General features: G+C 69.6%; 28 protein-coding genes and 1 pseudogene. 13 read left to right on the top strand and 16 right to left on the bottom strand.

Features of this window, described 5'->3' with window-relative positions:
• The 7 genes and pseudogenes from DIS04_RS20800 to pqqA all read right to left on the bottom strand — a co-directional run.
• A pseudogene (locus DIS04_RS20800) lies at nt 1–113 on the bottom strand (S-(hydroxymethyl)glutathione dehydrogenase); the annotation flags it as partial.
• 152 nt (nt 114–265) lie between these two features.
• Nucleotides 266–2,734 carry an insulinase family protein gene (locus DIS04_RS19190; RefSeq protein ID WP_111415400.1) on the bottom strand — a complete coding sequence of 823 codons (2,469 nt, stop codon included), beginning with the start codon at nt 2,732–2,734 and terminating at the stop codon, nt 266–268.
• On the bottom strand, nt 2,731–3,882 hold the full coding sequence (pqqE, locus tag DIS04_RS19185) for a pyrroloquinoline quinone biosynthesis protein PqqE (protein WP_111415399.1): 1,152 nt from the start codon (nt 3,880–3,882) through the stop codon (nt 2,731–2,733). Before pqqE ends, DIS04_RS19190 begins: the two co-directional genes overlap by 4 nt.
• Nucleotides 3,875–4,150 (bottom strand): pyrroloquinoline quinone biosynthesis peptide chaperone PqqD, encoded by a 276-nt coding sequence (pqqD, locus tag DIS04_RS19180; protein WP_111415398.1) that lies wholly within the window; start codon nt 4,148–4,150, stop codon nt 3,875–3,877. Before pqqD ends, pqqE begins: the two co-directional genes overlap by 8 nt.
• Nucleotides 4,150–4,932, bottom strand: a complete 783-nt coding sequence (pqqC, locus tag DIS04_RS19175) for a pyrroloquinoline-quinone synthase PqqC (RefSeq protein ID WP_111415397.1) — start codon at nt 4,930–4,932, stop codon at nt 4,150–4,152. Before pqqC ends, pqqD begins: the two co-directional genes overlap by 1 nt.
• A gap of 67 nt (nt 4,933–4,999) precedes the next feature.
• The gene (gene pqqB / locus DIS04_RS19170) at nt 5,000–5,926 is read right to left on the bottom strand and encodes a pyrroloquinoline quinone biosynthesis protein PqqB (RefSeq protein WP_111415396.1); all 927 of its coding nucleotides are present in this window, start codon (nt 5,924–5,926) and stop codon (nt 5,000–5,002) included.
• A gap of 86 nt (nt 5,927–6,012) precedes the next feature.
• A complete protein-coding gene (gene pqqA / locus DIS04_RS19165; RefSeq protein WP_081786101.1) occupies nt 6,013–6,084 on the bottom strand; it encodes a pyrroloquinoline quinone precursor peptide PqqA in 72 nt (23 codons plus the stop codon).
• Between the two features lie 388 nt (nt 6,085–6,472).
• Here pqqA and DIS04_RS19160 point away from each other — a divergent pair, with 388 nt between their 5' ends.
• From DIS04_RS19160 to DIS04_RS19125, 8 genes are all read left to right on the top strand, one after another.
• Complete coding sequence (locus DIS04_RS19160) at nt 6,473–8,242, top strand: methanol/ethanol family PQQ-dependent dehydrogenase (RefSeq protein ID WP_281270214.1); 1,770 nt, start codon at nt 6,473–6,475, stop codon at nt 8,240–8,242.
• A 117-nt stretch (nt 8,243–8,359) separates the two neighbouring features.
• Nucleotides 8,360–8,899, top strand: coding sequence for a c-type cytochrome (locus tag DIS04_RS19155; RefSeq protein ID WP_111415394.1), 540 nt, complete (start codon nt 8,360–8,362; stop codon nt 8,897–8,899).
• 41 nt (nt 8,900–8,940) lie between these two features.
• Nucleotides 8,941–9,783, top strand: a complete 843-nt coding sequence (locus DIS04_RS19150) for a quinoprotein dehydrogenase-associated putative ABC transporter substrate-binding protein (protein ID WP_162623120.1) — start codon at nt 8,941–8,943, stop codon at nt 9,781–9,783.
• Complete coding sequence (locus tag DIS04_RS19145; protein ID WP_111415392.1) at nt 9,780–10,427, top strand: hypothetical protein; 648 nt, start codon at nt 9,780–9,782, stop codon at nt 10,425–10,427. The genes DIS04_RS19150 and DIS04_RS19145 overlap by 4 nt, the downstream gene beginning before the upstream one ends.
• A 56-nt stretch (nt 10,428–10,483) precedes the next feature.
• Nucleotides 10,484–11,695 carry an ABC transporter substrate-binding protein gene (locus tag DIS04_RS19140; protein ID WP_111415391.1) on the top strand — a complete coding sequence of 404 codons (1,212 nt, stop codon included), beginning with the start codon at nt 10,484–10,486 and terminating at the stop codon, nt 11,693–11,695.
• Complete coding sequence (locus DIS04_RS19135; RefSeq protein WP_111415390.1) at nt 11,683–12,690, top strand: PQQ-dependent catabolism-associated beta-propeller protein; 1,008 nt, start codon at nt 11,683–11,685, stop codon at nt 12,688–12,690. Before DIS04_RS19140 ends, DIS04_RS19135 begins: the two co-directional genes overlap by 13 nt.
• Nucleotides 12,687–13,457 (top strand): ABC transporter ATP-binding protein, encoded by a 771-nt coding sequence (locus tag DIS04_RS19130; protein ID WP_111415389.1) that lies wholly within the window; start codon nt 12,687–12,689, stop codon nt 13,455–13,457. The genes DIS04_RS19135 and DIS04_RS19130 overlap by 4 nt, the downstream gene beginning before the upstream one ends.
• On the top strand, nt 13,448–14,254 hold the full coding sequence (locus DIS04_RS19125; RefSeq protein WP_111415388.1) for an ABC transporter permease: 807 nt from the start codon (nt 13,448–13,450) through the stop codon (nt 14,252–14,254). The genes DIS04_RS19130 and DIS04_RS19125 overlap by 10 nt, the downstream gene beginning before the upstream one ends.
• A gap of 149 nt (nt 14,255–14,403) precedes the next feature.
• On the opposite strand, the gene DIS04_RS19120 is transcribed toward DIS04_RS19125, so the two are convergent.
• From DIS04_RS19120 to DIS04_RS19095, 6 genes are all read right to left on the bottom strand, one after another.
• Nucleotides 14,404–14,784: a c-type cytochrome gene (locus tag DIS04_RS19120; protein ID WP_111415387.1), complete on the bottom strand. Its 381-nt coding sequence runs from the start codon at nt 14,782–14,784 to the stop codon at nt 14,404–14,406.
• Between the two features lie 6 nt (nt 14,785–14,790).
• On the bottom strand, nt 14,791–15,153 hold the full coding sequence (locus DIS04_RS19115) for a hypothetical protein (protein WP_111415386.1): 363 nt from the start codon (nt 15,151–15,153) through the stop codon (nt 14,791–14,793).
• A 146-nt stretch (nt 15,154–15,299) separates the two neighbouring features.
• Nucleotides 15,300–15,686, bottom strand: a complete 387-nt coding sequence (locus tag DIS04_RS19110; RefSeq protein WP_111415385.1) for a hypothetical protein — start codon at nt 15,684–15,686, stop codon at nt 15,300–15,302.
• A gap of 85 nt (nt 15,687–15,771) precedes the next feature.
• Nucleotides 15,772–16,083 (bottom strand): AzlD family protein, encoded by a 312-nt coding sequence (locus tag DIS04_RS19105; protein WP_111415384.1) that lies wholly within the window; start codon nt 16,081–16,083, stop codon nt 15,772–15,774.
• A complete protein-coding gene (locus tag DIS04_RS19100) occupies nt 16,080–16,805 on the bottom strand; it encodes an AzlC family ABC transporter permease (protein ID WP_111415383.1) in 726 nt (241 codons plus the stop codon). Before DIS04_RS19100 ends, DIS04_RS19105 begins: the two co-directional genes overlap by 4 nt.
• Entirely contained in the window at nt 16,802–17,797 is a 996-nt protein-coding gene (locus DIS04_RS19095; protein WP_111415382.1) for an LLM class flavin-dependent oxidoreductase, read from the bottom strand. Before DIS04_RS19095 ends, DIS04_RS19100 begins: the two co-directional genes overlap by 4 nt.
• A 171-nt stretch (nt 17,798–17,968) precedes the next feature.
• Between DIS04_RS19095 and DIS04_RS19090 the strand changes: the two genes are divergently transcribed.
• From DIS04_RS19090 to DIS04_RS19075, 5 genes are all read left to right on the top strand, one after another.
• Nucleotides 17,969–19,603: a BCCT family transporter gene (locus DIS04_RS19090; RefSeq protein WP_111415381.1), complete on the top strand. Its 1,635-nt coding sequence runs from the start codon at nt 17,969–17,971 to the stop codon at nt 19,601–19,603.
• 71 nt (nt 19,604–19,674) lie between these two features.
• Nucleotides 19,675–19,851, top strand: a complete 177-nt coding sequence (locus DIS04_RS20585; RefSeq protein ID WP_179951310.1) for a hypothetical protein — start codon at nt 19,675–19,677, stop codon at nt 19,849–19,851.
• A gap of 12 nt (nt 19,852–19,863) precedes the next feature.
• On the top strand, nt 19,864–20,562 hold the full coding sequence (locus DIS04_RS19085) for an extensin-like domain-containing protein (RefSeq protein ID WP_111415380.1): 699 nt from the start codon (nt 19,864–19,866) through the stop codon (nt 20,560–20,562).
• A gap of 72 nt (nt 20,563–20,634) precedes the next feature.
• Nucleotides 20,635–21,582 carry a cobyrinic acid a,c-diamide synthase gene (locus tag DIS04_RS19080; protein WP_111415379.1) on the top strand — a complete coding sequence of 316 codons (948 nt, stop codon included), beginning with the start codon at nt 20,635–20,637 and terminating at the stop codon, nt 21,580–21,582.
• 73 nt (nt 21,583–21,655) lie between these two features.
• Nucleotides 21,656–22,867: a toxic anion resistance protein gene (locus DIS04_RS19075; RefSeq protein WP_111415378.1), complete on the top strand. Its 1,212-nt coding sequence runs from the start codon at nt 21,656–21,658 to the stop codon at nt 22,865–22,867.
• Nucleotides 22,868–22,888: 21 nt separating this feature from the next.
• Here the strand turns inward: DIS04_RS19075 and DIS04_RS19070 are convergent, their stop codons facing one another.
• The 3 genes from DIS04_RS19070 to DIS04_RS20795 all read right to left on the bottom strand — a co-directional run bounded on the left by DIS04_RS19070 (nt 22,889) and on the right by DIS04_RS20795 (nt 25,931).
• Nucleotides 22,889–23,233 carry a sll1863 family stress response protein gene (locus tag DIS04_RS19070; RefSeq protein ID WP_111415377.1) on the bottom strand — a complete coding sequence of 115 codons (345 nt, stop codon included), beginning with the start codon at nt 23,231–23,233 and terminating at the stop codon, nt 22,889–22,891.
• Nucleotides 23,234–23,304: 71 nt separating this feature from the next.
• A complete protein-coding gene (locus DIS04_RS19065) occupies nt 23,305–24,573 on the bottom strand; it encodes a GGDEF domain-containing protein (protein ID WP_111415376.1) in 1,269 nt (422 codons plus the stop codon).
• Entirely contained in the window at nt 24,570–25,931 is a 1,362-nt protein-coding gene (locus DIS04_RS20795) for a substrate-binding periplasmic protein (RefSeq protein ID WP_245904627.1), read from the bottom strand. The genes DIS04_RS19065 and DIS04_RS20795 overlap by 4 nt, the downstream gene beginning before the upstream one ends.
• Nucleotides 25,932–26,079 lie beyond the last annotated feature (148 nt).

Below are 26,079 nucleotides of genomic sequence, written 5' to 3'. Positions count from 1 at the left end.
CTGGTCGCGGCGATGCGCACCAGCACTTCCCCGGCCTTGGGATCCTGGACATCGATTTCGGTGAGTTCGAGGGGCTGGCCCGCGGCCATGGCCACGGCGGCGCGTGATTTCATGTCGGGTCTCCCTGGAGTTGTTGTATGGCCGCAGGGGGCCGTGAAAGGGGCGACGCTGATGTCAGTCTAGGTGAGCCGGGACGAACGGATTGTGACGTGACAACACAACAGAGTTGCCGTTTGGCAACATTCGGCAGGGGAGGCGGACGGAATCAGCGCGGGGCGTGCAGCCACCAGCACCCTGCCAGGCGGCCAGCGGCGAGATCGCGCGCCAGGCCATGGAGGTCATCGGGCCGCAGCGTGTCCAGCGCCTGCGCCTCGGCCTCCCAGGGCAGCGGCTGCCAGGGGGGGGAGAGGGCGCCCGCCGGCCGGCGGCGCAGCGCCTGCCACAGGCGCTCAGTGGCCTCGGCGTGGGTCTCGGGGTGGCCGGCATGGCTGAGCAGCCCTTGTCGGAGCCCTGCCAGCTCCGCCGGGGCGAGCCGCGCCAGCGCCTCGCCTTGCCGGCCCAGGAAGTCGAGCACGGCCTGGCGCAGCGCGCCCGCCTCGGTGCGCGGTGACTGCACCACGTAGCCCAGCCGCGGGAAGCCCGACGCTTCGCGATAGCGCACCACCGCCACGTAGCCCAGGCCGCGCCGCTGGCGCATCTCCTGCTGGAAGGCGGCGTCGTGGCACTGGGCCAGCAGGCGCAGCAGCCAGCGGCTGCGGGGGGTGTCGTCGGGGCCGTCGACCTCCAGCATCGCGGCGTGGTCGTCGCCCTGCGGGGGCAGCCAGCGCGTGGCGTCGGGCGCCTCGGGATGCGGCTCGTGCGCCCGGGGAAGGCTCGCCAGTCGCTCGGCCAGCTGATGCATGATCGCCTCGGCCGCCGCGGCATCGGCATCGCCGCTTATCCAGCCCAGCAGGCGCCCGGTGCCGACGCCAGGGGAAGCGGGCGGCGGTCGGGTCTCGAGCCGCGCCAGCATGCGTTGGGCCAGCAGCCCCTCGGCCGGGGCGGGGGAGGCTGTTGCGACTCGCTCCGGCCAGCATGCCACCGCAAGCTCCACCAGCGCGTCGAGACGCTCGGCCGTGCCTGTGGCGATGAGCCAATCGCCGCGGGTGTCGCCCGTACAGCTCAGGTGCATGTTGTGGCTGGCGGCGACCTGGGAGAGCGGCAGGGTATTCCGCCGCCACTGGGCCAGGCGTGCCGCCTGCGTTGACGCCGGCGCGGGCCAGCCCAGGCAGACGCTGGCGGGCGGGGCATCGGGCCGCTGTGTCGGGTCACCGGTCCAGAGCGTAAACCGCTCGTCCCGGTGCAACTGACGTGGCGTAGGGTCGTCGGCATGTGGGTGGGTCGGGCGTACGACGAGCGCGGGCGGCGCCCGCCAGGGTAGCGGCAGGCTCTCGCCCGGCAGCGGTAGGGCGTGCCAGGCGGTGCCGGTTTCCGCCAGCGTTGCCCAGCGCTGCGGCGTCGCCGGGGATTGCCACAACAGCCGGCACTGTTCGGGAGCGAGCCAGGGCAGTAGCGTCTCGGTCGTGGCGTCGGCCGGCTGGGGCATGTCCTGGTGGTCGGCTACCAATTCAGCGGCGCGTCGGCGCGGCCAGGCATCGAGATCCGGCGAAGAGTGAGGGGGGGCGGGAAGCGGCCCGACCAGCGCCCGTTCCAGCGCACCGCGGCAGGCGCCCAGCATCGCCTGCACCGCCTCCTCGTCGGGTGCCGGTGACAGGCGCAGGGCCAGCGCGCGGCCCACTCCCTCGGGGGCGAGCGTGACTTCCAGGCGTTCCAGCTCAATGGCGGCCTGCAGGGTGGCGGCGAGCCGGCCATCGGCCAGGCGGGCCGCAACGCCGGCCAGCCGGTCGGCCAGGGCACCCGTTGGCTCCTCGGGCAGCGGCCAGATGAGTTCGAGGGCCGTGGCGCCGTGGCTGGCCGCGGGCGGGTGCCAGGCCACGCCGCCGGGCTCGCTCCAGCGCCAGCTTCGCTGCGGAGGCGTCGCGTCGCCCGCCGGCAGCGCCGCGCCATGTCGCCTGAGCAGCTCGAGCTGCGCTTCGAGCGGCAGCGGCCCCAGCATGACCAGCGCCATGCCGCCGGTGCGGTAGTGCCGGCGATGGAAGTCGGCGAGCCGGGCGGCCAGGCGCGCCGCGTCAGCGTCAAGCGTCCGGCGGTTGCCGGCATGGCAGAGCCGGGCGGGATGCCCTTCGCGACAGAGCCGGCCGAGCGCCGCCAGCCGGTGAAGGGCTGGGTCGGCGAGGCGGGCACGGAATTCGGCGTCGAGTACCTCGACCTCGTGGGCGATGCGGTCCGGGGCGAGGCGCGGCCGGGCCAGCAGGTCCACCAGCCGGGCCAGGCCCTCGTCGGCGGCGCCGGGCGGCAGGTGCAGGTGAACGTCGGTGACGGTTTCGTCGGTGCGGGCGTTGTAGCGCCCGCCGCGCTCGGCGACCCAGCGCGGCAGCTCGCCGGCGTCGGGAAAGCCTGCCGAGCCCTGGAACAGGGCATGCTCGAGCAGGTGGGCGAGGCCACGGCACTCCGCCGGCTCGTCCAGGTAGCCCACCCCCACCGCGCCGACCAGGCGCTGCAGGCGGGCCTCGGGCACCTCCGCCGCGACGATCGCCAGGCCGCTTGCCAATCGCGCTTCGTGCAGGCGGCTGCCCGACGGCAGTCCGGCGCGCCGGGCAGCCGCTTCGTCGGGCATCGCGCCGTGGATGTTCATGCGCGGCAGAACACCCGCGACTGGTGGACGTTGCGCGGCGTCAGCGCCTCCATGGTGGACGCACCGGCCTCGGCCTCGCGGCGCGCGGCCTCGATCAGGTGATGGTTGGGTGACAGCGAACAGACCGGATCGGTGGCCGCGGCATCGCCGGTGAGCAGGTAGGCCTGGCAGCGGCAGCCGCCGACGTCCCGGTGGCGCTCGTCGCAGCTGCGGCACGGCTCCTTCATCCAGCCGTCGCCGCGGTAGCGGTTGAATGGCTCGCTGTCGTACCAGATCTCGCGCAGCGGGCGTTCGCGCACGCTGGGAAAGCTCATCGGCAGCATCCGCGCGCTATGGCAGGGCAGCACCGCGCCGTCCGGCGCCACGGTCATGAAGATTGCGCCCCAGCCGCCCATGCACGCCTTGGGGCGCTCGCCGTAGTAGTCGGGCACCACGAACAGCAGGCGCATGTCGCGCCCTTTCGCCGCCAGGCGTTCGCGCCAGCGCGCGGTGGTGGCCTCGGCGGCCTCGAGCTGGGTGCGGCTCGGCAGCAGGCCCGCGCGGTTGAGCTGCGCCCAGCCGTACATCTGGCAGTTGGCCAGCTCCACGGCGTCGGCGCCGAGTTCGTCGCACAGGGCGATGATGGCGTCGAGCTCGTCGATGTTGTGCCGGTGCAGCACCACGTTGAGCACCATCGGGTAGCCGGCGGCCTTGACCGCGCGGGCCATGGCGAGCTTCCTGGCGTGGGCCTTGGGCGAGCCGGCCACCGCCGCGGCGACGTCGGGGTCGGAGGCCTGCAGGCTGATCTGGATGTGGTCGAGCCCGGCCGCGTGCAGCGACGCGATGCGCGCCTCGTCGAGCCCCAGCCCGGAGGTGATCAGGTTGGTGTAGAAACCGAGCCGGCGCGCCTCGGCCACCAGCGCCTCGAGGTCCTGGCGCACCAGCGGTTCGCCGCCGGAGAAGCCCATCTGCACCGCGCCCATGGCGCGGGCCTGGGCCAGCACGTCCAGCCACTCCTCGGTGGTCAGCTCCTCCTTGACCGCGGCGAAGTCGAGCGGGTTGGAGCAGTAGGCGCACTGCAGCGGGCAGCGGTAGGTGAGTTCCGCGAGCAGCCACAGCGGCGCGCCGGTGGCGCCGTTGATGGCGGCGGTATGGCGGCGGTCAGTCATGTTGGATCCACCCTTGTCGGGCAGCGTCGAGCAGGAACTCGTGCACGTCCTGCTCGATCGCCGCGGCGGGGGCATCGGGGAACCGGGCCTGCAGGTTGGCCACCACTCTCGCCACGTCGCGTTGGCCGTCGAGTTCGGCGAGGATGGCGCCGGCGCTGTCGTTGAGCTGCACCATGCCCTCGGGATAGAGCAGCACGTGACGCCCCTGGGCCTCCTCCCACTGCAGGCGCCAGCCGGGGCGCAGGCGATAGACGGTCGCTGTCTTCATCATAGCCCCCGGTGGTAGACGCGCCGGTCGGTGACGCTGTGGTAGGGCGGCCGACCGAGCTGGTAGGCCAGGGTCATGGCATCGAGCATCGACCATAGCACGTCGAGCTTGAACTGCAGGATCTCCAGCGCACGCTGCTGGGCCGCGGCGGTGGTGCACACCCCCATTGCCACCTCCAGGCCGTGGTCGACGTCGCGCCGCGCCTCCTTCAGGCGCTTGCGGAAGTAGCCGTAGCCGGCCTCGTCGATCCAGGGGTAGTGGGTCGGCCAGGTGTCGAGGCGGCTGCGGTGCGCCTCGGGGGCGAACAGCTCGGTCAGCGAGGAGATCGCCGCCTCGCGCCAGTCGGCACGGCGCACGAAGTTGACGTAGGCATCCACCGCGAAGCGTACGCCGGGCAGCACATGCTCCTGGGCCCACAGTTCGTCGCGGGTCAGCCCCACCGCCTCGCCCAGGGTCAGCCACGCCTCGATGCCGCCGCCCTCGTCGTCGTGGCCGTCGTGGTCGAGCAGGCGCTGGATCCAGCGCCGGCGCACGGCGGCGTCGGGGCAGTTGGCCAGCAGCGCGGCGTCCTTCTGCGGGATCATCACCTGGTAGTAGAAGCGGTTGGCCACCCAGCCGCGGACCTGCTCCGGCGTGGCGCGCCCCTCGGCCATGTCGACCTGGTAGGGGTGGTGGATGTGGTAGTAGGCGCCCTTGGCCAGCAGGGCCTCGCGGAAGGCCTCGGGAGAGAGGGCCGGCGCGTCGGTTCCGGCCGTGGTGAACGGGGATGCGATGGGGGTCATGAGGCGCTTCCTTCCCTTGCATGGCGTAGTGATCGTTATCGTTGTGACGTCTACGGACGTGGCCGGTTCATATCTCGAGGTGCAGGCCGTCGCAGGCGACCTCGATGCCGGCGTCGACCAGCGTGGCTCGCTCCGACGAGCGCTCGTCCAGAATCGGGTTGGTGTTGTTGATATGGATCAGCACCCGCCGGGTGGCCGCCGGCAAGCGGGCCAGTTCCTCCAGCAGGCCGCCTGTTCCCGCCAGTGCCAGGTGGCCCATGTCGGCGCCGGTGGCCTGGCCCACGCCGGCACGAATCAGCTCGTCGTCGTGCCACAGGGTGCCGTCGACGAGCACGCAGTCCGCCTGGTGCAGGAAGCCTCGCACCCGGTCGTCGAGCCGGCCGAGGCCCGGCGCGTAGAACAGCCGCGTGCCCCGCGGGCGATCCTCGATCAGCAGGCCGATGTTGTCGCCCGCGGTGGGGGCGCCGCGACGAGGCGAGTAGGGCGGCGCGTTGCTGGTCAGCGCCACGGCGGTGAAGGTCAGGCCGGGACAGGCCGGCACCGAGAACGTGGCCTCGGGGTGCTCTTCGTCGACGGCGATGGAGCGCCAGTTCAGGCCGCCCCAGTGCTCCAGCATGCGGAACAGCGGGAAGCCGCTGCTCAGGTCCTGGTGCACGTTGGGCGTGCACCACACGTCGAAGGGGCAGCCTTCGCGCAGTGACAGCAGGCCGGTGGCGTGGTCGATCTGGGCATCCACCAGCAACACCCCGGCAATGCCGCTGTCGCGCGGGATCCGGCGTGGATGCAGCTCGGGGTTGGCGGTCAGCTGGGCGCGGATGTCGGGCGAGGCGTTGATCAGCAGCCAGCGCTCGCCGTCACTGCTGAGGGCAATCGACGACTGGGTGCGCGGAGTGGCCTCGATGCTGCCCTCGCGCAGGCCGCGGCACAGCGCACAGTTGCAGTTCCACTGGGGAAAGCCGCCGCCGGCGGCGGCGCCCAGAACCAGTACATGCATGCAGAACTCCGTTGCCGATGACAAACGAACGACGGCTGACGCCCGCAGCGGGCGTCAGCCGGTCGATGCCGCATCCTGGATGGGGTTCAACGGTTGGAGATGTATAGCGTGACTTCGAAACCGAGACGTAGATCGGTATACGCAGGCTTGGTCCACATAGGAGGCCCTCCACATTGGGTGGATTTCATTGCATGCACACTCAAGTAAAGCAGCCAGCGCCGCGACTGCCTTTCGACCTAAGTCGTACAAGTGAAACGTAACCGGGCGGCATAACGCCTCGAAGCGCCGCTATGGTGCGGCTCGCTGGCGAATCGAAGGGATTGTTGCCAAGGGGCAATAGTCTTTTGAGCTTGAAGCGATGCCTAAATCACCCCTCTCGGCCTGTGGCGGGGGAAAGTTGTGCTAGACCTTTTCAATGTCAACACCTGAAACACAACTATACAAGATGTGCCGTTTCCCCAGGCACACCTTCAGTGAGACGGAGACAACGCCATGCTTCGGGAGACAGGTTACGTAATTGCGGCCATAGGGTTGATGGTCGCATCGGTGGCTCACGCCAACCAGAATCAACTCGAGCTCCAGCAGAACCCGGAATACTGGGCGACCCAGCTGGGTAACTACCAAGGCAACCGTTTCAGCGAGCTGGACCAGATCAACCGCGACAACGTCGGCGAGCTACGCTCGGTCTGGCAGTTCTCCACCGGCGTGCTGCGCGGACACGAGGGCGGCCCCCTCTACGTCGGCGACGGCCGGCTCTACATCCATACTCCCTTCCCCAACAAGGTGTTCGCCCTCGACCTGGAGGACGAGGGGCGCGTGGTCTGGAGCTACGAGCCGGATCAGGACTCCCGGGTCATCCCGGTGATGTGCTGTGACACGGTCAACCGCGGGCTGGCCTACGCCGACGGCCGCCTGTTCCTGGGCCAGGCCGACAACACCCTGATCGCGCTGGACGCCGAGAGCGGCGAACTGCTGTGGGAGGTCAGCAACGGCGACCACACCGTCGGCGAGACCAATACCATGTCGCCGCTGGTGGTGGGCGACAAGGTCCTGATCGGCATCAGCGGCGGCGAATACGGCATTCGCGGTCACCTGACCGCCTACGACGTCGAGACCGGCGAGCAGGTGTGGCGCGGCTACTCCACCGGGCCGGACGACGAGGTGCTGATCGATCCGGATAGCACCACCATGCTGGGCGAGCCGATCGGCGAAGCCGACCTCGGCGTTTCCACCTGGCCCGAGGGCGAGTGGGAACGCGGCGGTGGTGCCCCCTGGGGCTGGATCACCTACGACCCAGAACTCGACCTGGTCTACTACGGCACCGGCAACCCCGGCACCTGGAACCCCGAGCAGCGCACCAAGGATGGCGAGCCCGCCGACAACAAGTGGGCGATCACGGTATTCGCCCGCGATCCCGACGACGGCTCGGTCAAGTGGGTCTACCAGAAGGTGCCCTTCGACGAATGGGACTACGACGGGGTCAACGAGAACCAGCTGATCGACATCGAGTACGAGGGCGAACAGCGCAAGGGGCTGGCGATCATCGACCGTACCGGCTTCGGCTTCCTGCTCGATCGCGAAACCGGCGAGCTGCTGGTGGCGGAGAAGTTCGCCCCCGAGACCAACTGGGCCGACGACTACGACATGGAAACCGGGCGGCCCAACGTCAACGAGGAGTACAGCACCTACCGCCAGGGGGTGAACGTCAACACCACCGACATCTGCCCCACCGCCATGGGTGCCAAGAACATGCAGCCGAGCGCCTACTCGCCGCGCACCGGGCTGATCTACGCCGGCATCAACCGCATCTGCATGAACTACGAGCCCTTCGAAGCCGAGTACGTGGCCGGCCAGCCCTACGTCGGGGCAACGCTGACCATGATGCCGGCACCGACCCAGAACGGCGGCATGGAAGGGCGCATGGGCAGCTTCATCGCGTGGGATCCGGTGGCCGGCGAGACCGTGTGGGAGATCGACGAGCGCTTCGCGGTGTGGAGCGGGGCACTGGCCACCGCCGGTGACCTGGCCTTCTACGGCACCCTGGAAGGACACGTGAAGGCGGTCGACATCGAGAGCGGCGAGGAGCTGTGGCGCTTCAAGACCCCCTCCGGGATCATCGGCAACGTCAACACCTTCATGCACGAAGGCAAGCAGTACGTGGCCGTGCTCTCCGGCGTCGGCGGCTGGGCCGGCATCGGCCTGGCAGCCGGACTCGAGGAACCCGAGGAGGGGCTGGGCGCCGTGAGTGCCTTCTCCGCGCTGGGCGACTACACCAAGCTCGGCGGGGTGCTGACGGTCTTCGCCCTGCCGGATTGATCGCTTGATCGAGTCGGTTCTTGGCTGGGCGGGCATGGCGGTTGCCGTGCCCGCCCAACCTCATCTTCTCGGCGGCACCGCTGCGGGTGTGGCCGAGCTGCCAGAAGGAAGTCCTGCATGACGCTATTCGCACGCGCCTGCCGCGCAATTCTCACCCTGTTCGTCGCCCTGCTGGCGCTTGGGCTGGTCCAGGTCGGCCTGGCCGACGAGCATCGCATCACCGGGGACGATCCGGGCGCCTTCATCGTCGAGGATGGCAAGGTCGACCCCGATACCTACGAGGGTTACCTCGTCTATACCCGGGTCTGCATGTCGTGTCATGGGCCCGATGGCCTGGGCTCCTCCTTCGCGCCCAACCTGATCCGCGCGGTGGAGAAGCGGGGTTGGGAGAACTTTGCCGGCACCATCGCCTCCGGGCGCGAGGTGCAACCCGGCCAGGTGATGCCCTCCTTTGCCGACGACCCCAACGTCATGGGCAACATCCCCAAGCTCTACAGCTACCTGCGCGCCCGCGGCGAGGGCGGCCTGGGGCGCGGGCGGCCCGATATCATCGAGTCGATGCAGGAGGAGGACGAGCAGGGCGACGCCGAAGGCGGAGGGGACGAAGAGCCGGACGCAGAGGAGGCCGAGGCCGCCGAGGAAGCGAACGCCGAGTAAGTGGCAGCGTTCGCCACATCATGTCCGCCAGCGGAGGAAGCATGCGAGCCGCCTTTCGTCAGATGCTACGAACCGTGACGCTGTCCCTGGGCCTGGCCGGGGCCTGCGCTGCCGTCGCCGAACCCCCCGAACGCCAGGAGCGCGAGGCCCTGCGGGTCTGTGCCGATGGCAACAATCTTCCGTTCAGCAACGAGGCCGGCGAAGGCTTCGAGAACCGCATTGCCGAGCTGATGGCCGACGACCTGGGGGTGCCGCTGACCTATGTATGGGCGCCCCAGGTGATGGGCTTCGTGCGCAACACCCTGGAGCTGCGGGTCTGCGACGTGATCATCGGGACGCCGGCCGGCTACGAGTTCGTGCAGAACAGCAATGCCTACTACCGCTCGGTCTACTCCCTGGTGGTACCCGAGGGCTCCGAGCTCGAGGTGACCCGCCTGGATGACCCGGCATTCGAAGGGCGGCGCATCGGCGTGGTGGTGGAAACCCCGCCGGTGGTGCCGCTGCGCCGCGGCGGGGCGCGGGTGGAAGGCTACCCGCTGATGGTCGATACGCGGGTGCGTGCGCCGGTTCGCGATGCCATCGAGGACGTCGTCAGCGGCAAGACCGACGGCGCCGTGCTGTGGGGGCCGCTGGCCGGCTACTACGCGGCGCGTCAGGAGCCGCCGCTCGAGGTCATTCCGCTGGTCGACGACGACTCCGGGGCGCAGCTCGACTACCGCATCACCATGGGCATTCGTCACGGCGAGCCCCACTGGAAGGACTGGATCAACGACTTCATCGACCGCCACCAGGCGGAGATCGACGCCATCCTCACCGACTACGGGGTACCGCTGCTCGACCGGCACGGCCGGTTGATCCAGGCTGGCGAGGAGGGGGGCTCATGAGCCGAGCGAGCCACCTGCCGGGGCGCCTGCTGCCGCTGGGGCTGGTCATCGGACTGGCGCTGGCCGGCACGGCCCAGGTCGAGGCCCAGCGCGCCGCGGCGGGACCGCCCGACTGGCCCTGCGTGCAGCGCCTGATCCCCGAGCTGGCGTGGGGCACCATGTGGACCGGGCCGTCGCTGGACGAACTCGACCAGGACTGGTGGGAGGACGAGGAAGTCGGGCGGGTGGCGCGCTTCGCCACCGCGCGCTCGACCCCCGGGGAGCAGGCGCTGGCGCGGGTGAGCGAGTTCGTCGCCGCGGTGGACGAGGAGGAGGCCGAGCAGCGACTGACGCTGCTGTTCGCCGGGCTGTTCGAGCTCACCGACCGCGAGCGTCGGCGCACCATCGAGGCGATTCGCCGCGCCTCGCGTGCCCAGCTGGCGCGCCTGGAGACGATCTCGGCCATGGTCGACGAGCTGGAGGAACGGCGTGCCGACGACGCGGCGGACGACGCCGAGATCGAGCGGCTCTCCGAGGCGCTGTTCTGGGAACAGCGCACCTTCCAGCAACGCCAGCAGGCGCTGCCGGCCATGTGCGACCAGCCCTACCTGCTCGAGGAGAGATTGTCCCGCCTGGTCAGGGAGATCATGACGCGCCTGCCGTGAGCCGGCGTGTGAGGCACAACGACACAGCGGCGGCGCAGGCTGCCTGAGGAGCACGCATGAGAACCCTTTCGCGTTCCCTTTGCTGGCTGGCGATGGGGGGGCTGGCCTGCGGCCTGGCCTGGCCGACGCTGCTGCCGGCCGATACGCCGGCACCGATTGTCGTGGGCTACCTGGGCATGGAGCGCCCCGACGACCGGGAGCCGCTCTCGGTGCTCGACCCGGTGCTCGACGACGACGGGCTGCAGGGCGCCCGGCTGGGCATCAGCGACAACAACGCCTCGGCGCAGTTCCTGGGCCAGGAGTTCGTGCTGCACGAAGTGGAGGTGGCCGAGGACGGCGACGTCGGCGAGGCGCTCGAGCGCCTGGTCGAGCAGGGCGCGGAGTGGATCGTCAGCGGCCTTCCCGGCGAGGCGGTGAGCGAGCTGATGGCGCATCCGGCACGCGGCGACAGGGTCGTGTTCAATGCCGCCTCGCCGGACGACGAGCTGCGCGGCGAGGCGTGCCATCCCGAGCTCTACCACACCACCCCCAGCCGGCGCATGCTGGCCGATGCCCTGGCACAATTCCTCGGCTACAAGAAATGGGACCGCTGGGCGCTGGTCTACGGCAACACCGAGGAGGATCGGATCCTGGCCGAGGTGCTGCGCGGCGCGGCCGAGCGCTACGGCCACCGCATCGTGGGCGAGGAGATGTGGCCGCACGACCCGCTGGCGCGCCGCGCCGAAGGCGGCTTCCATGCCATCCAGCGCGAGATCCCGGTGTTCGTGCAGGAGCTGCCCGAGCACGACGTGCTGGTGATCGCCGACGAGACCGACTACTTCGGCGAATACTTCCCCTACCAGACCTGGGCGCCGCGCCCGGTGGTGGGTACCCAGGGCTTGATTGCCACGCCCTGGCACCGCGCCCATGAGTCCTGGGGTGCGGTCCAGCTCCAGCGTCGCTTCGAGGAGTTCGCCGAGCGCCGGATGACGCCGCGCGACTTCGGCGCCTGGCTGGCGGTGCGCTCGCTGGGCGAGGCGGCGGCGCGCACCGGCTCCGTCGAGCGCCAGACGATCCTCGACTACCTGCTCAGCGAGGAGTTCGAGCTCGCCGGCTACCTGGGCCTGCCGGTCAGCTACCGCACCTGGAACCACCAGCTGCGCCAGCCGATCCTGATCACCGGGCCGCGCATGGTGGCGTCGGTGTCGCCCCAGGAGGGCTACCTGCATCCACGCTCGCCACTCGATTCGCTGGGCGCTGACGAGGGGGAATCGACATGCCGTTTCTGAGCCGAGGGAGCGTTTCTCCCGCCATCAAGCACGCCGTCTGCGCTCTGGCGTTGGGTAGCCTGCTGATGCTGCCCCTGGCCGCCCAGGCCGAGCGTATCTTCGTCTCCAACGAGAAGGACAATACCGTCTCGGTGATCGATGGCGAGAGCCTTGAGGTGGTGGAGACCATTCGCGTCGGGCGCCGACCCCGGGCGATGGCCTTCAGCAGCGACGGCAGCGAGCTGTTCGTGGCGGTGGGCGACGACGAGGCCATCGACATGATCGACCTGGAGTCGCTTCAGGTGGTGCGCAGCCAGTCGGCTGGCGACGACCCCGAGGTGATTCGCGTCGACCCCAATCGGCCGCATGTCTATATCTCCAACGAGGACGACAACATCGTCTCGGTGATCGACTACGAGCGGCGCACCCTGGTCACCGAGATTCCGGTGGGGGTCGAGCCGGAGGGGCTCGGCATCAGCCCTGACGGGCGCTGGCTGATCTCGACCTCCGAGACCTCCAACATGGCGCACATCATCGACCTCGAGGCCATGGAGGCGGTGCACCACCGCCTGGTGGGGGCCCGGCCGCGTCATGCCGAGTTCACCCATGACGGCCGCAAGGCCTGGGTCTCGTCGGAGATCGCCGGCGTGGTGTCGATCCTCGACATGGAGGAGAGCTTCGACGTCGAGCACGTCATCCGCTTCGACGTGCCCGGAGTCCCGCGGGAGACCGTGCAGGCGGTCGGCGTTGCACTGACCTCCGACGGGCGCTACGCCTTCGTCGCCCTGGGGCCCTCCAACCGCGTGGCGGTGGTCGACCAGCAGAGCTACGAGGTACTCGACTACCTCCTGGTCGGCCAGCGGGTCTGGCACCTGGCGCTCAACGGCGACGAGAGCCGGCTCTATACCACCAACGGGGTCAGCGGCGACGTCACCGTGATCGAGGTCGACGACCTGCGGGCGGTCAAGTCGATCCCGGTGGGCCGTTTCCCCTGGGGCGTGATCGTCGAGCCGTGAGCGTTGCGAGCCGCAGCCGCGACAGCGCGGTGCCAGCCCTCGAGATCGGCCGGCTGAGCTTTGCCTATGGCGACAGGCGGGTGCTCGATGATGTCTCCCTGAGCGTCGAGGCCGGGGAGTTCGTCGTGCTGCTCGGGCCCAACGGCGCCGGCAAGACGACGCTCTTCTCGCTGATCACCCGGCTGCACGATCGCCGCCAGGGCGAGATCCGCATCGGCGGCTTCGATGTGCGTCGCCAAGCGGTGCAGGCCCATGCCCGGATCGGCGTGGTGTTCCAGCAGCCGACCCTCGACCCCGACCTCAGCGTGGCGCAGAATCTCGCCTATCACGGCGCCCTGCACGGCATGGGGCGGCGCGAGGCCCGTCGGCGCGCCGACGCCCAGCTCGAACGGGTGGGGCTGCTCGAGCAGCGCCACACGCGGGTGCGCCGGCTCTCCGGCGGCCAGCGGCGGCGGGTGGAGATCGCCCGCGGGCTGATGCACGCGCCGCGCCTGCTGCTGCTCGACGAGCCCACCGTGGGGCTGGATATCGCCTCGCGCCGCGAACTGGTCGAGCATGCCCACCGGCTGTGCGCCGAGGAGGGCGTGGCGGTGCTGTGGGCGACCCACCTTATCGACGAGGTGCATCCCGGTGATCGTGTGCTGGTGCTGCACCGTGGCCGACTGCTGGTCGACGAGGGGGCCGCGACGCTGCCCGCTCGGCTCGGCGTCGACAGCCTGGGCGAGGCCTTCGAGCGCCTGGTGGGCGAGGAGGGAGCATGCGCCTGAGCCCCTGGCTGCACTGCCTGCGCGGCGTGGTGGGCCGCGAGCTGCTGCGTTTCCTGCACCAGCGCAGCCGCTTCCTGGCGGCGCTGGTGCGGCCGCTGGTGTGGCTGTTCGTGTTCGCCACCGGCTTCCGCATGGCGCTGGGTGTCGCCATGACCGAGCCCTACCAGACCTACGTCCTCTACGAGGTCTACATCGTGCCGGGGCTGGTGGGCATGATCCAGCTGTTCAACGGCATGCAGAGTTCGCTGTCGATGGTCTACGATCGCGAGATGGGCAGCATGCGGGTGCTGCTGGTCAGTCCCTTCCCGCGCTGGTATCTGCTGGTGTGCAAGCTGCTGGCCAGTACCCTGGTGTCGGTGGTCCAGGTCTACGTCTTCCTCGCCATTGCCTGGACGTACGGTATCCAGGCGCCCCCGCTGGGCTACCTTTACGTGTTGCCGGCGCTGCTGGTGACCGGCTTCATGGTCGGCGCCCTGGGGTTGCTGCTCTCTTCCTTCATTCGCCAGCTGGAGAACTTCGCCGGGGTGATGAACTTCGTCATCTTTCCGATGTTCTTTCTCTCCTCGGCGCTCTATCCGCTGTGGCGCATCCGCGAGGGCAGCCAGCTGGTCTACCAGATCGCCGCGCTCAACCCCTTCACGCATGCCGTGGAGATGATCCGCTTTGCCATGTACGAACGCTTCAACATCGAGGCGGTAGCGATCAGCGTGGCCGTGGCTGCGCTGTTGCTGGGGCTGGCGATCCTCGGCTATAACCCGTCGCGGGGCATGATGGCCCGCAAGGGAAACACGACATAAATGTCTGCGCGTGCGAATCACTGCGTTGCGCGGTGCTCGAAAGCCTCACCTATAACCTCATAGGCTCCGGTTTCTGCGCTCCGTGCGCCTTGTGCTTCGTTCCGCTCGACGATTTATTTAGCGCTTCCCAGGGTGGTGGGGACTGAACCTCAGTGCTCGGCGATACTTTCCAGATAGTCGATAATGCGCTGGCGCGAGCGTTCGTCGAGCCCCCACAGCACCATGCGTGTGCCGGGCAGGAAGTCGTCGGGGCCGGCGAGGAAGGCGTCGAGGGTCTCGCGGTTCCAGGTCAGGTCGGCCTGTGCCAGGGCCGGGGAGTAGTCGAAGTCGTCGAGGCTGCCGGCCCGGCGGCCGAACAGCGCGTGCAGACTGGGGCCGGCCAGGTGCCGGCCGGGCTCGGTGCTGTGGCAGCCGATGCACTGGGCGCGGAACAGCCGTTCGCCCTGGGCGAGCTCGGCAGCGTCGCTCGACAGGGGGGCGGCCAGCATCGTCAGCAGCGCCAGGCCGGAGGAGCGGCGGAGGGGCGTCACGCGGCGTCAGAAGCAGCGCAGGTTGGCGTCGGCCTGGGCCTGGCGCAGGGTCTCGAGCTGGTCCTGCATGCCGCGCTCGGTGCGGAACAGCACGCCGAGTTCGCCGCGCTGGTCCTGCATGCCCAGCACCGTCTCGACCTGCTCGTAGGTCTCGTAGGGCAGGTGCTCGGCGATCACGTCGATGCTGCAGGAGCACTTCTGCATGGTGAGGTAGTCCTCGCCATTGGCAGCCATGCAGCCCAGCACGTAGTCGACACGCGCCTCGGTGGGATAGTCGTTGGCCTGGGCCGTCGCGGCGAGCGGGATCAGCAGGCAGGCGAGCGCCGCATGGCGCAGCACGCCGACCGCTGTGGTCCGAAGTCGAGGCATTGTTGTTGTCTCCGGAAACGTCAGGGCGTATGGCTTCAAGTTATGGCAGTTGAAAGGATTTTGCCAGGCGTGCTTGTCGCCATGGCGGCGAGAGCCCGTGGGCTGATCAGGCCCCGCGCTCGAGGTGTGTCGGCGGGGCCTGCTGGCTATGGCCTGCGTTCGTCGTCGCGGACCTCGTAATCGCCTTCCAGCAGCTCATGCTCGCCCGACCCGGGATTCCCGCGGTAGTGGGTCTCGCGGTAGTGGGTTTCGCGATAGTGGTAGCCGCCGCCGGCGTCCTTGGCCTGCTCGGCGCGGATCTGCTCGAGGCGCTTCTTCATGCGATAGCGCACGAACGGCAGCATGGCCCAGCCGAGCAGCAGGAAGAACAGGCCCAGCACGGTGCCCACGATCAGCAGCAGGCCGAACAGCAGCCAGGTCAGGATCAGCTTCAGCCCGCCCAGGGGGCCGCGGGGGGCCTGGTTCGCCCGGGCGCGCCACTGCTGGGCGGCCTGCCAGGCGGCGTTGCGGCGAGGATCGTTGCGTTCGAACATGCACGTCTCCGGTGAAGACGCCGCGGCGCGGCGTGCGATATGGCTGTCCCTTTGAGGCTGCGGGAGAGGGATCGTTCCCTGGCGGCTAGGCGAGCAGTCGCCACAGCGCCGCGGCCACGATGCCGGCGGTGATCGCCGCCAGCGTCCTCTGCGTGGTCAGCATCACCGCGAGCGTGGCCAGCAGCGCCAGGCGTGCGCCCCAGTCGCCCTGTACCGCCATGGGGGCGATCACCGCCACCAGCACCGAGCCGGCCATGGCGTTGATGAAGCGCTCCACCTTGGGGCCGATGGGCACGCGCGACATCACGAATACGCCGCCGGCGCGGGTCAAATAAGTGACCAGCGCCATGAGCAGGATGGCGGTGACGGCTCCCGCCAGCGTCGCGGGCAGGCTCATGCGGTGGCCTCCCGCTCGCCGCGGCGGGGCGATACCAGCAGGCCCGCCAGGCCCCCGGCCAGGGCGCCGACGATGACGTGGGAGTGCGGCGGCAGCCAGGCCATGGCGGCCAGCGCGGCCAGCGCGGCGGCGCTCCACGGCAACAGCATCGACAGGTCGCGCCGCCCGCCCACCAGCATGGCCAGCAGGAAGCAGCCCATGATCACGTCGAGGCCGAAGCGCTCGGGCGCGTCGATGCCGCTGCCGAAGAGCACACCGAGCAGCGTGCCCGCAAGCCAGGTCAGCCACAGCGCGATGCCGCCGCCCACCAGCATGCCGACGTTGGTTTCGCCGCGCTGGCGGTCGGCCACGGCCATGGCCCAGTTGGAGTCGCTCATCACCACCATGCTGGCGTAGCGCTGGGTCGGCGGCAGTTGGGCCAGCCAGGGCTGGATCGCCGCCCCCATCAGCAGGTGGCGGGCGTTGATGGCAAAGGTGGTGGCGATCAGCGGCAGCAGCGGGATCTCCGGCCCCCACAGCTCGAGGGCGGCGAACTGCGAGGCGCCGGCGAATACCAGCGCGCTCATCAGCAGCGCCTCGAGCCCCGAGAGCCCGCGCGACAGCGCCGCCACGCCGAAGGCCAGACCAAAGACCACCACGAACAGCGACAGCGGCGCCATGCGGCGGACGCCGGAGAGGACGCCGGCGAGGTCGAGCCGGGCGCCGGGGGCGGGCCCACTCATGGCCGCCACACCTCGGCGACGATCTCGTAACTGCGCAGACGGTCCTCGCTGGCGTAGGTGTCGGTGTTGAGCATCAGCTCGTCGGCGCCGGTCAGCTCGAGGAAGCGTTCGAGCCCCTCGCGCACGGTGTCGGGACCGCCGATCACCGCCGCGCCCAGGAACTGCTCCACCTGGACCCGCTCCATGGGCGTCCAGTCGAGGGTCTCGACCGGCGGCAGCGAGCGGGTACGGCGGCCACGCACCATGCCCAGGAACTTCTGGCGGGTGGTGGAGGCGAGGAACTGGGCGCGTGCGTCGTCCTCGGCGGCTATCACCGGTAGCCCGACCATGGCGTAGGGGCGCTCGAGCACCGCCGAGGGGCGGAAGTTGTCGCGGTACAGGCGCAGCGCCTCGTGCAGGTAGCCCGGGGCGAACTGGGCGGCGAAGGCGAACGGCAGCCCCTCGCGGGCGGCGAGCTGGGCGCTGTAGCCGCTGGAACCGAGCAGCCAGAGCGGCACCCGGGTGCCCTGGCCGGGCACGGCGCGCACGCGCTGGCCGGGGCGCTCGTCGTCGAGGAAGCCCTGCAGCTCGGCGAGCAGCTCGGGAAAGTTCTCGGCGCCGGCATAGGGGTCGCGACGCAGCGCCGCCATGGTGGCGGCGTCTGAGCCGGGGGCGCGCCCCAGGCCCAGGTCGATGCGCCCCGGGTAGAGCGTCTCCAGGGTGCCGAACTGCTCGGCGATCACCAGCGGTGGATGGTTGGACAGCATGATGCCGCCGCTGCCCACGCGAAGACGCGAGGTGGCGCCGGCGATATGGCCGATCAGCACGGCGGTGGCGGCACTGGCGATGCCGTCGAGGCTGTGATGCTCGGCCAGCCAGTAGCGGGTGTAGCCGAGGCGTTCGCTCTGCCGGGCCAGCGCCACGCTCTCGGCGAAGCTGTCGGCGATGGTGCCGCCCTCGCGGATCGGCGCCAGGTCGAGCACGGATAGCGGGGTGTCGGAAAGTCGGGGCATATGAAGACTCGTCAAAAACCTTTAGCCTGCTTGGTTTCTCCAGAATCGTCGTCTCGACGCCGCGATGCAATGGTTTTGTGGCCCCGGGGCGATGCCGCGACCGCGAGTCGTGTGGCGCCAGGGTTAGCCTGCTAGGCTGAGGACGTTCAAGGACGAAGCGAGGAGCGCCTTATGGCCAACCACGGAGGGCAGCGGGTCTTTGCCGCATCGGCCCTGATCATCCTGGCGCTGGTGGCAGCCGGCGCCGGCTTTCCCGAGCCGTTCGGCGCCGCCGCCGATGCCGCGCTGGAAGTCGTCACCCGCCTGTTCGGCTGGTTCTACCTCTTCTCGGTGTTCGGCTTTGTCATCTTCCTGCTGGCCCTGGCCCTCAGCAAGTACGGCAAGATCCGTCTGGGGCCTCAGGACAGCACGCCGAGCTTCAGCTTCTTCTCCTGGGTCAGCATGCTGCTGGCGGCCGGCTTCGGCGTGGGCCTGGTGTTCTACGGCATGGCCGAGCCGATGCTCCATTACGTCGAGCCGCCCTACGACGATGTGCCGGCCGAGAGCACCGAGGCGGCGCGCTACGCCATCCAGTACAGCTACTTCAACTGGGGCATCCACCAATGGGCGGCTTTCTCGGTGGTGGGTCTGATCATCGCCTACTTCCAGTTCCGCAAGGGGCAGGCCGGGCTGGTCTCGTCCGTGCTGTCGTCGATCGCCGCGAAATACCCCCGCGTGCGGCCCTACGCGCCGACCCTGGACGTGTTCGCCGTGGTGGCCACGGTGATGGGGGTGGCGACCTCGCTGGGGCTCGGGGTGCTGCAGCTCAACGGCGGCTTCAACGCCGTGTTCGGCCTGCCCGAGAGCGGGCTGTGGCAGTTCGTCATCCTGTTCGTGATGTTCCTGGCCTACATGGCATCGACCTGGTCGGGGCTGGACAAGGGCATCCGCCGGCTCTCCAACCTCAACATGATCCTGTGCATCGGGCTGATGCTCTACGTGCTGGTGACCGGCCCCACGGTGATGATTCTCGAAACCATCACCCTGGGCATCGGCGACTACCTGCAGAACTTCATCGGCATGAGCCTGCGCATCTCGCCCTTCGACGACAACAGCTGGGCGGGCAGCTGGACGATCTTCTACTGGGCCTGGGTGATCGCCTGGTCGCCGTTCGTCGGTACCTTCGTGGCGCGGGTGTCCCGTGGGCGTACCATCAAGGAGTACGTCTTCGGCGTGCTGATCGTGCCGCCGCTGCTGGCCTGCCTGTGGATCGGTGTGTTCGGCGGTGCCGCCCTGCACATGGAGCTGGGCGAGGGTGCCGGGCTCGCCGCGGCCAGCGAGGAGAACATTACCGTGGCGCTGTTCGAGATGTTCGAGCTGATGCCCTTCACCGGCGTCCTCTCCGTGATCGCCATGTTGCTGATCTTTATCTTCCTGGTGACCTCGGCCGACTCGGCCTCCTACATCGTGGCGCAGATGACCGACAACGGCTCGATCAACCCGCCGCTGTTCAAGCGGGTGATCTGGGGGGTGCTGATCGCGGCCATCTGCCTCACCCTGATCGCCGCGGGCGGCCTGACCGGGCTGCAGTCGGCGGCGGTGCTCTCGGCGCTGCCCTTCACCTTCATCCTCTACGGCATGATCGTGGTGCTGATGCGCGAGTTGCGCGCCGACCGCCAGGCCATGTTGACCCAGCTCTACCGTCGCCACGGCGAGACCCCGGTGGGCGCCGATGCCTTCGAGGCGGAGGCGCTGGGCGAGCAGGAGCGCCTGCGGCGTGCGCCCAATGTGGTCAACCGCCGCATCAATCGTCGCGAAGGCGGCTAGCGTCGATTGCCGGTAGCCAGCGCGGGGGACAGGTCGTAAGCTCTGGGGAAATGGGGAACCGGACGTCCAGCATGTCTCTTATCGGCTCACGCCGTCGCGCGCTTCAGCGAGGCGCCACCCGCCGGCGGCAGCCGAATCGCCGGCGTCTGAATCGCTTCGATCGCTGGCTCGACCGTGCGGTGGATGTCGCCGTGCTCACCGCCCTGGCGGTGGGGGGCGTGGCGCTGATCCTGCACCTGCTGCTGTAGCGACGCGGCGAGATGCGTTCTGCGCTGGTGCTGGCCGTGCTGCTGGCTGCCGCGGCGGTGGCCTGGTGGCAGTTCGAGGCGCGTATCCCCAGCCACTGGCACCCGTGGAAACCGCTGAGCGTCGACGACCGCTTGACGCCCCTCACCAAGTGGAAGTTGCAGCGCCTGGCCGACGACCGCGAGGCCTGTCTGGCAGCGCTCGACACGGCCCCGGAGGCGGCGCTGCGAATGACGCCGCTGGACGATCACGAGCCTGCGCCCGGTTGTCCGCTGCGCAATGTGGTGCGTCTCCACGGCAGCCATGTCGAGTTCAACACCAGCTTCGTCGCGAGCTGCCCGCTGGCGCTGGCCTGGGTCATCTACGAACGCCAGCGACTCCAGCCGGCCGCCGAGGCCCACTTCGGCGAGCGCGTGGCACGCGTCGAACACGCCGGCAGCTTCGCCTGTCGCAATGTCTATGGCCGCGAGGAGGGCCGGCGCAGCGAACACGCCACGGCCGAGGCCCTCGACGTCGCGGCGTTCCGCCTGGAGGACGGCCGCCGGATCACGCTGCTCGACCACTGGGGCGATGAGGGGGCGCATGGCGCCTTCTTGCGCGAGGCCCGCGATGGCGCCTGCGACCTGTTCGGCAACGTGCTCGGGCCGTCGTACAATCGGGCCCATGCCGACCACTTCCACTTCGGCATGCGGGGGTTTCGCCTGTGCCGCTGAGATCGTCAGGCTCGCACGCGGTCGTCGGCCCCCGTACACTCAGAGGCAACCACTCGCTGGCGCACGAGGCTTATGCTGGGATTTCTGCAGGGATTCGCCTACGGGCTGTTCGTCACCTGCCTGCCGTGGTGTCTCGTCGGGCTGGCCAATCCGCGCCTGGCGGTGGCCACCGACAACCCCAACCGCCTGCAGGTACTGTTTCGCTACTGCCTGCTGGTGCCCTTCATCAGCATGGTGCTGTGGCTGACCTCTCTGTGGGGCGGCTTCGGGCCGACCCTGGGCGGCTGGCTCGCCGGCCTGGTGGCGGTCGGGGTGGCGCTGCCGGTCGAACGTGGCTGGCGCCGCTGGCGGGCCCGGCGGCACCAGCGCCGGCTGCAGGAGCGGCTGGCGGCCGAGAGCGAACGCCGCCGCGCCGAGCAGGAGCGAGCCGCACGGGAGACCGGCGTGGCCGAGCTCGACCCGACGCGGCCGCCGGTGGGGGCCGATGAGCTGGTACTCGCGCTGTGCCGCGCCAAGCAGGGGCTGCTCGACGTGAAGCGTGCCGACCTGGCGAGCCAGGTCGATCGCTTCTACACCCGCTATGCGCACGTGATGGAGCTGCTGGCGGCCCGCTTCGATCGCAGCGAGCTGGCCTTCGAGCGCTCCCGCGGCCTGATCACCGAGGTCTGCCTCGGGGCGGTGGACACCTTCACCTCCATGGCCGCCCAGGCGCGTGGCGTGATGGGGCTGGACGGCGCCTACGTGCGCCGGCGCCTGGCGCAGGAGGAGAGCCGGCTCTCCGTCGAGGAGCGGATCGCGCTCAAGCGTCGGCTCGAGCTCATCGAGGAGACCGACCGCCGCCTGCGCCGCCTGGTGGCACGCAACGAGTCGGCGCTGACCCTGCTCGACGATACCGCGGTGGCGCTCGCCAGGGTCGAGACGGGGCGACCGCAGGCCACCCTCGCCACCGACCGGGCGCTGGAGGAACTGCGGCGCTTCATCGAGGGGGCGGAACGGTACAGCCGCCAGGAACGCCATTGAGCCGGCCGGCGCCGCGCCAGGCGCCGGCCTGGCTTGCTAAGGTGTGGGAAAGAGCCTGAAGGGGGAAGCGCATATGAAACCATCGTCCGAACGGGGCTCGCCGCTCTCGCTGCCGCCGGTGGAGCAGATCGCCAGCGAACTCGAGGATATCGCCCCCGAGCCCGGGGACAGCGAGGAGATCGTGATCGACGACCCCGAGCTCGAGCAGCTGGCGGAAGCCTTCGTCGACGAGGTGCTCGCCAGCGAAGGCGCCGCGCTCGACCGCCAGCGCCGCGCGGTGGACGAGATGGGGCTCGAGCTGCAGCAGCAGGCGGCGCACCACAGCGAGATGCTGCAGACGCCGCTGCGCAAGCTGGCCCACCAGGGCGACGAGGGCGGACCGGTGGCCAAGGCGCTGATCGACCTGCGCGGGCACATGCAGGAGCTCGACCCGCACCAGCATCGCCTGGCGTCGGGGCCGTTCGACCGCCTGCTGGCGCGCCTTCCCGGTGCCGGCAGCCGCGTGCAGCGCTACTTTCGCAAGTTCGAGAATGCCCAGCAGGCGCTGGATGCGATCATCGCCGACCTGGAGTCCGGGCGCGACATGCTGCGTCGCGACAACATCACCCTGAGCGACGACCAGGAGAGCCTGCGCGAATTGCTGGGCCGGCTCCAGCGCCAGGTCGACCTGGGACGCCTGATCGACCGACGCCTGGGGCAGGCGCTGGAGCGCCTCGGCGACGCGCATCCGCAGCGTGCCTTCATCGAGGAGGAGCTGCTGTTCCCGCTTCGCCAGCGCATCGTCGACCTGCAGCAGCAGCAGGCGGTCAGCCAGCAGGGCGTGCTGGCGCTGGAAGTGATCATACGCAACAACCGCGAGCTGATTCGCGGCGTCGACCGGGCGATCCACGTCACCGTGTCGGCGTTGACGGTGGCCGTGGCCGTGGCGCTGGCGCTGGCCAACCAGCGCCTGGTGCTGGATCGCGTCGAGTCGCTCAACACCACCACCTCGGAGATGATTGCCGGCACGGCGAGGACGCTGCGCCAGCAGGGGGTGGAGATCCAGACTAGGGCCGCCTCGGCCCAGCTCGACATGCAGGCGCTGGAGCAGGCCTTCGACGACGTGCTGGGCGCCATCGACGACCTGTCGCGCTACCGTCAGGAGGCCCTGCCCCAGCTCGACGCCCAGATCGACCGCCTGGCCCAGCTGGCGCGCCGGGGCGGCGGCGCGATCGACAGGCTCCAGCGCGGCAGCGAGGTCCACTCGCCCGACGCGCCGGAGCCGCCGACCCGCCGCGAACCCTAGGCCGCGGCCACCTCCACCGCGCTAGGGCGAGCCCCCCGGGGAGTGGCGCGGGTCATCGTCGTCGTCGACGTCCCTGGGCGGCGGCTCGTGGCGCTGAGCGTCGCGCAGTGCCTTGCGCATCAGCTCCCAGGCATCGTCGAGTCCCTGCTGCAGGGAGTCCCAGGCCGCCTCGCTGGCGAACTGCAGTTCCTCCAGGCGCCGCCGGGCCTCGTCCCGCCGCCGCCGGAGCCGCTCGATGTCGTCATGGTAGCGGACCTGGGCCTCGGCGCCCGCCTTGCGCGCGCGCGCCGCCAAGGCCTCGATCTCGGCATTCCACTCGTCCAGTCGGGCCTTCATCTGCTCGACAAACTCATCGCGTCTGTTCATACAGCTACTCCGCCTCTGGCTGGTGCTACACCTATCGATTCTGCGCCGGCGGGCCGGTTCCCCGGCCGTGCTCAGCCCTGCGCGGCGACCCGGTCGCGGCCCTGGCGCTTGGCGCGATAGAGCTGGCGGTCGGCCTCGGCCATCAGCTCCTCGTAATCGGCGCCATCCGGTGCCGGCGTGCCGCTGGCCACCCCGAGGCTGGCGGTGACCCGGCCGGATCGGGTCGAATAGGCGTGCGGGATCTCGAGGGCACGGATCTGCTCATGGATCCGCCTGGCGACTCTCAGGGCACCCGCCAGGTCGGTGTCGGGCAGCACGCAGACGAACTCCTCGCCGCCATAGCGCGCGACCAGGTCCGAGGCGCGATGTATCACGCCGGTGAGGGCCTCGGCCACGGCCCTCAGGGTGTCGTCCCCGGCGACGTGGCCGTAGTGGTCGTTGAACTCCTTGAAGTGGTCGATATCGAGGAAGATCACCGAGAGGGGGTGGCCGTGGCGTCGGGCGCGATGCCACTCACGGTCGATGAAGGCGTCGAAGTGGCGACGATTGGCGATGCCGGTGAGCCCGTCCATGGTCGAGATCTGGTGGAGCTGGTCGCGCTGGTCGAGGCCGCGCTGGAAGGCCTGGAGCAACTGGTCGACGCTCTCCACCAGGTGCCCCAGCTCGTCGCTGCCGTGGCGTCCCATGGCGGGCTTGGGCCAGCGGCCGGGCTGGCGCGGGTCGGTGTTGACGATGGCCGCATGCACCCGCAGCAACGGCCGGGTCACGAACCAGTGGAACACCAGGGCCAGCAGGGCGGCAATGGCCAGCGCCTTGGCCACGCCCAGCGAGAAGATCAGCAGGCTGCGGTCGGTGAAGTCGCGCGTCAGGCGGTCGAGCGCCAGCGTCAGCTCGAGTTCACCCAGCGACTGGGGCGGGTTGTTGACGCCCGCCTGGTAGTGCAGCGGCTGATGATATTGCAGGATGTCGCCGAACAGGGCATGGGCCACCCAGCTGGAGGAGGGCTCGTACTCGCGCTGGCGCGTGGCCATGGTGCGCCCGAAATCGTCCCTGATCGCCACCCTGGCGACACGCCCACCGTTGAAGAGGCCGTCGACGACCTGGCTCGCCAGCTCCGGGTTGAGCTGGAAGGCGGCTTCCGCCGCGGTGCCGTGCACCAGCTCGAGGCGATGGCGGGTATCGCTGACGATCTCCTGGCGCATCGCGCTGGCATCGACGGCCAGCTCGATGACCCCGGCCAGGAAGCTGAGCAGCAGGGCGATGGCCAGCGTGAGTCCGGCCTGCTTGGCGGTCAGGCTGCGCCTGCCGCTCGGGCGTCGCCTGCCTGAGGGCCCGCTCACGGCGGTGTCTCCGCGCTGGCTCGCGCCCGGTCGAGGGCGGCCTGCAGCCGGGCGACGAACTGGTCGGGAACCGACGGGTGGCACGCCAGGTAGAGATCGACCTCGTTGAAGGCGAACAGACGACGCAGCGGCAGGCCGGCCTCCTCGGCGAGGAAGCGAGCGGTCTGCTCGCCGGTGACCCAGGCATCGATCAGCCCGGCCTGCAGGCGTCCGATGTTCTCGCGCTCGGCGCTGGCCACGACGATGGGAACCCCTTGGCTGACGGCATACTGGCCAACGGCATCTTCGCGAAAGCTGCCTACGCGGAGTTCGGTGAGGTCCTCCAGGGAGTCGGCCTCGATCGCGGACTCCTCGAGGGCGAAGGCGGCCCAGGTGCTCGTCACCAAGGGGCCGACCCAGGTGAACAGAGATTCGCGCTCGGGCGTGCGCGTGGTCGAATAGACGCAGTGGCGCTCGCGCAGCTGGGCCTCGGTCAGGGCCCGCGCCCAGGGCAGCAGGCGGAAGTCGGCGTCGAGTTCGGCGTCATCCAGCGCGTCCCGCAGCAGTTCGGTGGCGTCGCCCGTGATCCTGCCGTCGTCGTCCTGATAGTTGTAGGGAGGGTACTCCTCGGTGTTGAAGGCGATGGTTCCGCCGAGGATCTCGCTGACCACGCCCTGTTCGCGCAGGCGCTCCAGGGCGGCCTGCATACGGTCGACGAGGCGGCGATCGGTGTCGCGATGCAGGGCGTAGTAGAGGTCCGATTCACTGATGGTCAGTGCGGGGACGAAATCGGTGGTCGGCAGCCCCTCCTCCTGCATCAGCCAGAAGGCCACGTCCTCGCCGTAGGCCCACAGGTCGACCCGGCCACGCTCGAGCATGCGCAGCGCACTGACGTTGGAGATCGCCGCCTGGACCTGACTCTCGGGCACCCCGGCTTCCTGCAGCCGCTGGGCGCCGATGTCCTCGCGTATAACGGCGATGCGATAGTCGCCGGCGATCACGTCCTCGATGTCGCTCAGCCGGATGTCGCTGTCGCGCCGGGCGATCAGCGTGACCCGGTCGGTAGCGATCGGCCCCACCCACTGGAACAGCGACTCGCGCTGCTCGGTGCGCGTGGTGGAGAAGAGCACCGTGCCCGGCTCGGAGAGGGCGGTGTCGTAGCCGCGCGCCCAAGGGTAGTAGAGCACGTCCTCGCGTGACAGCGTGGTATCGGTCTCGGCGAAGATGCGTTCGAGCAGTTCGACGGAGATGCCCTCGAGACGGTCGTTCTGCCGATAGTTATAGGGCGGGTACTCTTCGGTGATGAAGGTCAACTCTTCCAGGCCGCCTGCCGCCGGAAGGGGAAATAACAACACCATCAGCATCAGCCACTTTCTCATGCGCCCTGCCCCTGCCTGCTTGTTTTTCTTGTCACCGCGTGGCGGCATGCGCCACGGCCTGGCCGGTTGTCTGGGCCTGCCTTCGTAGTGACGGGAGAGCCACCAGCAGGAGAAATCTGCTTAACCCAGGTTAACAATGATAATGCCC

This window comes from Billgrantia lactosivorans, assembly GCF_003254665.1.
Classification (GTDB): domain Bacteria; phylum Pseudomonadota; class Gammaproteobacteria; order Pseudomonadales; family Halomonadaceae; genus Halomonas; species Halomonas lactosivorans.
The sequence above is the reverse complement of the archived record's forward strand: the minus strand, read 5'-3'. Positions and strand labels throughout refer to the sequence as shown.

What these genes read in the sequence shown, in the direction of transcription:
- DIS04_RS19190 (WP_111415400.1), bottom strand. Translation starts at nt 2,734, where the DNA reads ATGAACATCCACGGCGCGATGCCCGACGAAGCGGCTGCCCGGCGCGCC.
- pqqE (WP_111415399.1), bottom strand. Translation starts at nt 3,882, where the DNA reads ATGACTGACCGCCGCCATACCGCCGCCATCAACGGCGCCACCGGCGCG.
- pqqD (WP_111415398.1), bottom strand. Translation starts at nt 4,150, where the DNA reads ATGAAGACAGCGACCGTCTATCGCCTGCGCCCCGGCTGGCGCCTGCAG.
- pqqC (WP_111415397.1), bottom strand. Translation starts at nt 4,932, where the DNA reads ATGACCCCCATCGCATCCCCGTTCACCACGGCCGGAACCGACGCGCCG.
- pqqB (WP_111415396.1), bottom strand. Translation starts at nt 5,926, where the DNA reads ATGCATGTACTGGTTCTGGGCGCCGCCGCCGGCGGCGGCTTTCCCCAG.
- DIS04_RS19155 (WP_111415394.1), top strand. Translation starts at nt 8,360, where the DNA reads ATGACGCTATTCGCACGCGCCTGCCGCGCAATTCTCACCCTGTTCGTC.
- DIS04_RS19150 (WP_162623120.1), top strand. Translation starts at nt 8,941, where the DNA reads ATGCGAGCCGCCTTTCGTCAGATGCTACGAACCGTGACGCTGTCCCTG.
- DIS04_RS19145 (WP_111415392.1), top strand. Translation starts at nt 9,780, where the DNA reads ATGAGCCGAGCGAGCCACCTGCCGGGGCGCCTGCTGCCGCTGGGGCTG.
- DIS04_RS19140 (WP_111415391.1), top strand. Translation starts at nt 10,484, where the DNA reads ATGAGAACCCTTTCGCGTTCCCTTTGCTGGCTGGCGATGGGGGGGCTG.
- DIS04_RS19135 (WP_111415390.1), top strand. Translation starts at nt 11,683, where the DNA reads ATGCCGTTTCTGAGCCGAGGGAGCGTTTCTCCCGCCATCAAGCACGCC.
- DIS04_RS19125 (WP_111415388.1), top strand. Translation starts at nt 13,448, where the DNA reads ATGCGCCTGAGCCCCTGGCTGCACTGCCTGCGCGGCGTGGTGGGCCGC.
- DIS04_RS19115 (WP_111415386.1), bottom strand. Translation starts at nt 15,153, where the DNA reads ATGCCTCGACTTCGGACCACAGCGGTCGGCGTGCTGCGCCATGCGGCG.
- DIS04_RS19110 (WP_111415385.1), bottom strand. Translation starts at nt 15,686, where the DNA reads ATGTTCGAACGCAACGATCCTCGCCGCAACGCCGCCTGGCAGGCCGCC.
- DIS04_RS19105 (WP_111415384.1), bottom strand. Translation starts at nt 16,083, where the DNA reads ATGAGCCTGCCCGCGACGCTGGCGGGAGCCGTCACCGCCATCCTGCTC.
- DIS04_RS19100 (WP_111415383.1), bottom strand. Translation starts at nt 16,805, where the DNA reads ATGAGTGGGCCCGCCCCCGGCGCCCGGCTCGACCTCGCCGGCGTCCTC.
- DIS04_RS19095 (WP_111415382.1), bottom strand. Translation starts at nt 17,797, where the DNA reads ATGCCCCGACTTTCCGACACCCCGCTATCCGTGCTCGACCTGGCGCCG.
- DIS04_RS19090 (WP_111415381.1), top strand. Translation starts at nt 17,969, where the DNA reads ATGGCCAACCACGGAGGGCAGCGGGTCTTTGCCGCATCGGCCCTGATC.
- DIS04_RS20585 (WP_179951310.1), top strand. Translation starts at nt 19,675, where the DNA reads ATGTCTCTTATCGGCTCACGCCGTCGCGCGCTTCAGCGAGGCGCCACC.
- DIS04_RS19085 (WP_111415380.1), top strand. Translation starts at nt 19,864, where the DNA reads ATGCGTTCTGCGCTGGTGCTGGCCGTGCTGCTGGCTGCCGCGGCGGTG.
- DIS04_RS19080 (WP_111415379.1), top strand. Translation starts at nt 20,635, where the DNA reads ATGCTGGGATTTCTGCAGGGATTCGCCTACGGGCTGTTCGTCACCTGC.
- DIS04_RS19075 (WP_111415378.1), top strand. Translation starts at nt 21,656, where the DNA reads ATGAAACCATCGTCCGAACGGGGCTCGCCGCTCTCGCTGCCGCCGGTG.
- DIS04_RS19070 (WP_111415377.1), bottom strand. Translation starts at nt 23,233, where the DNA reads ATGAACAGACGCGATGAGTTTGTCGAGCAGATGAAGGCCCGACTGGAC.
- DIS04_RS20795 (WP_245904627.1), bottom strand. Translation starts at nt 25,931, where the DNA reads ATGAGAAAGTGGCTGATGCTGATGGTGTTGTTATTTCCCCTTCCGGCG.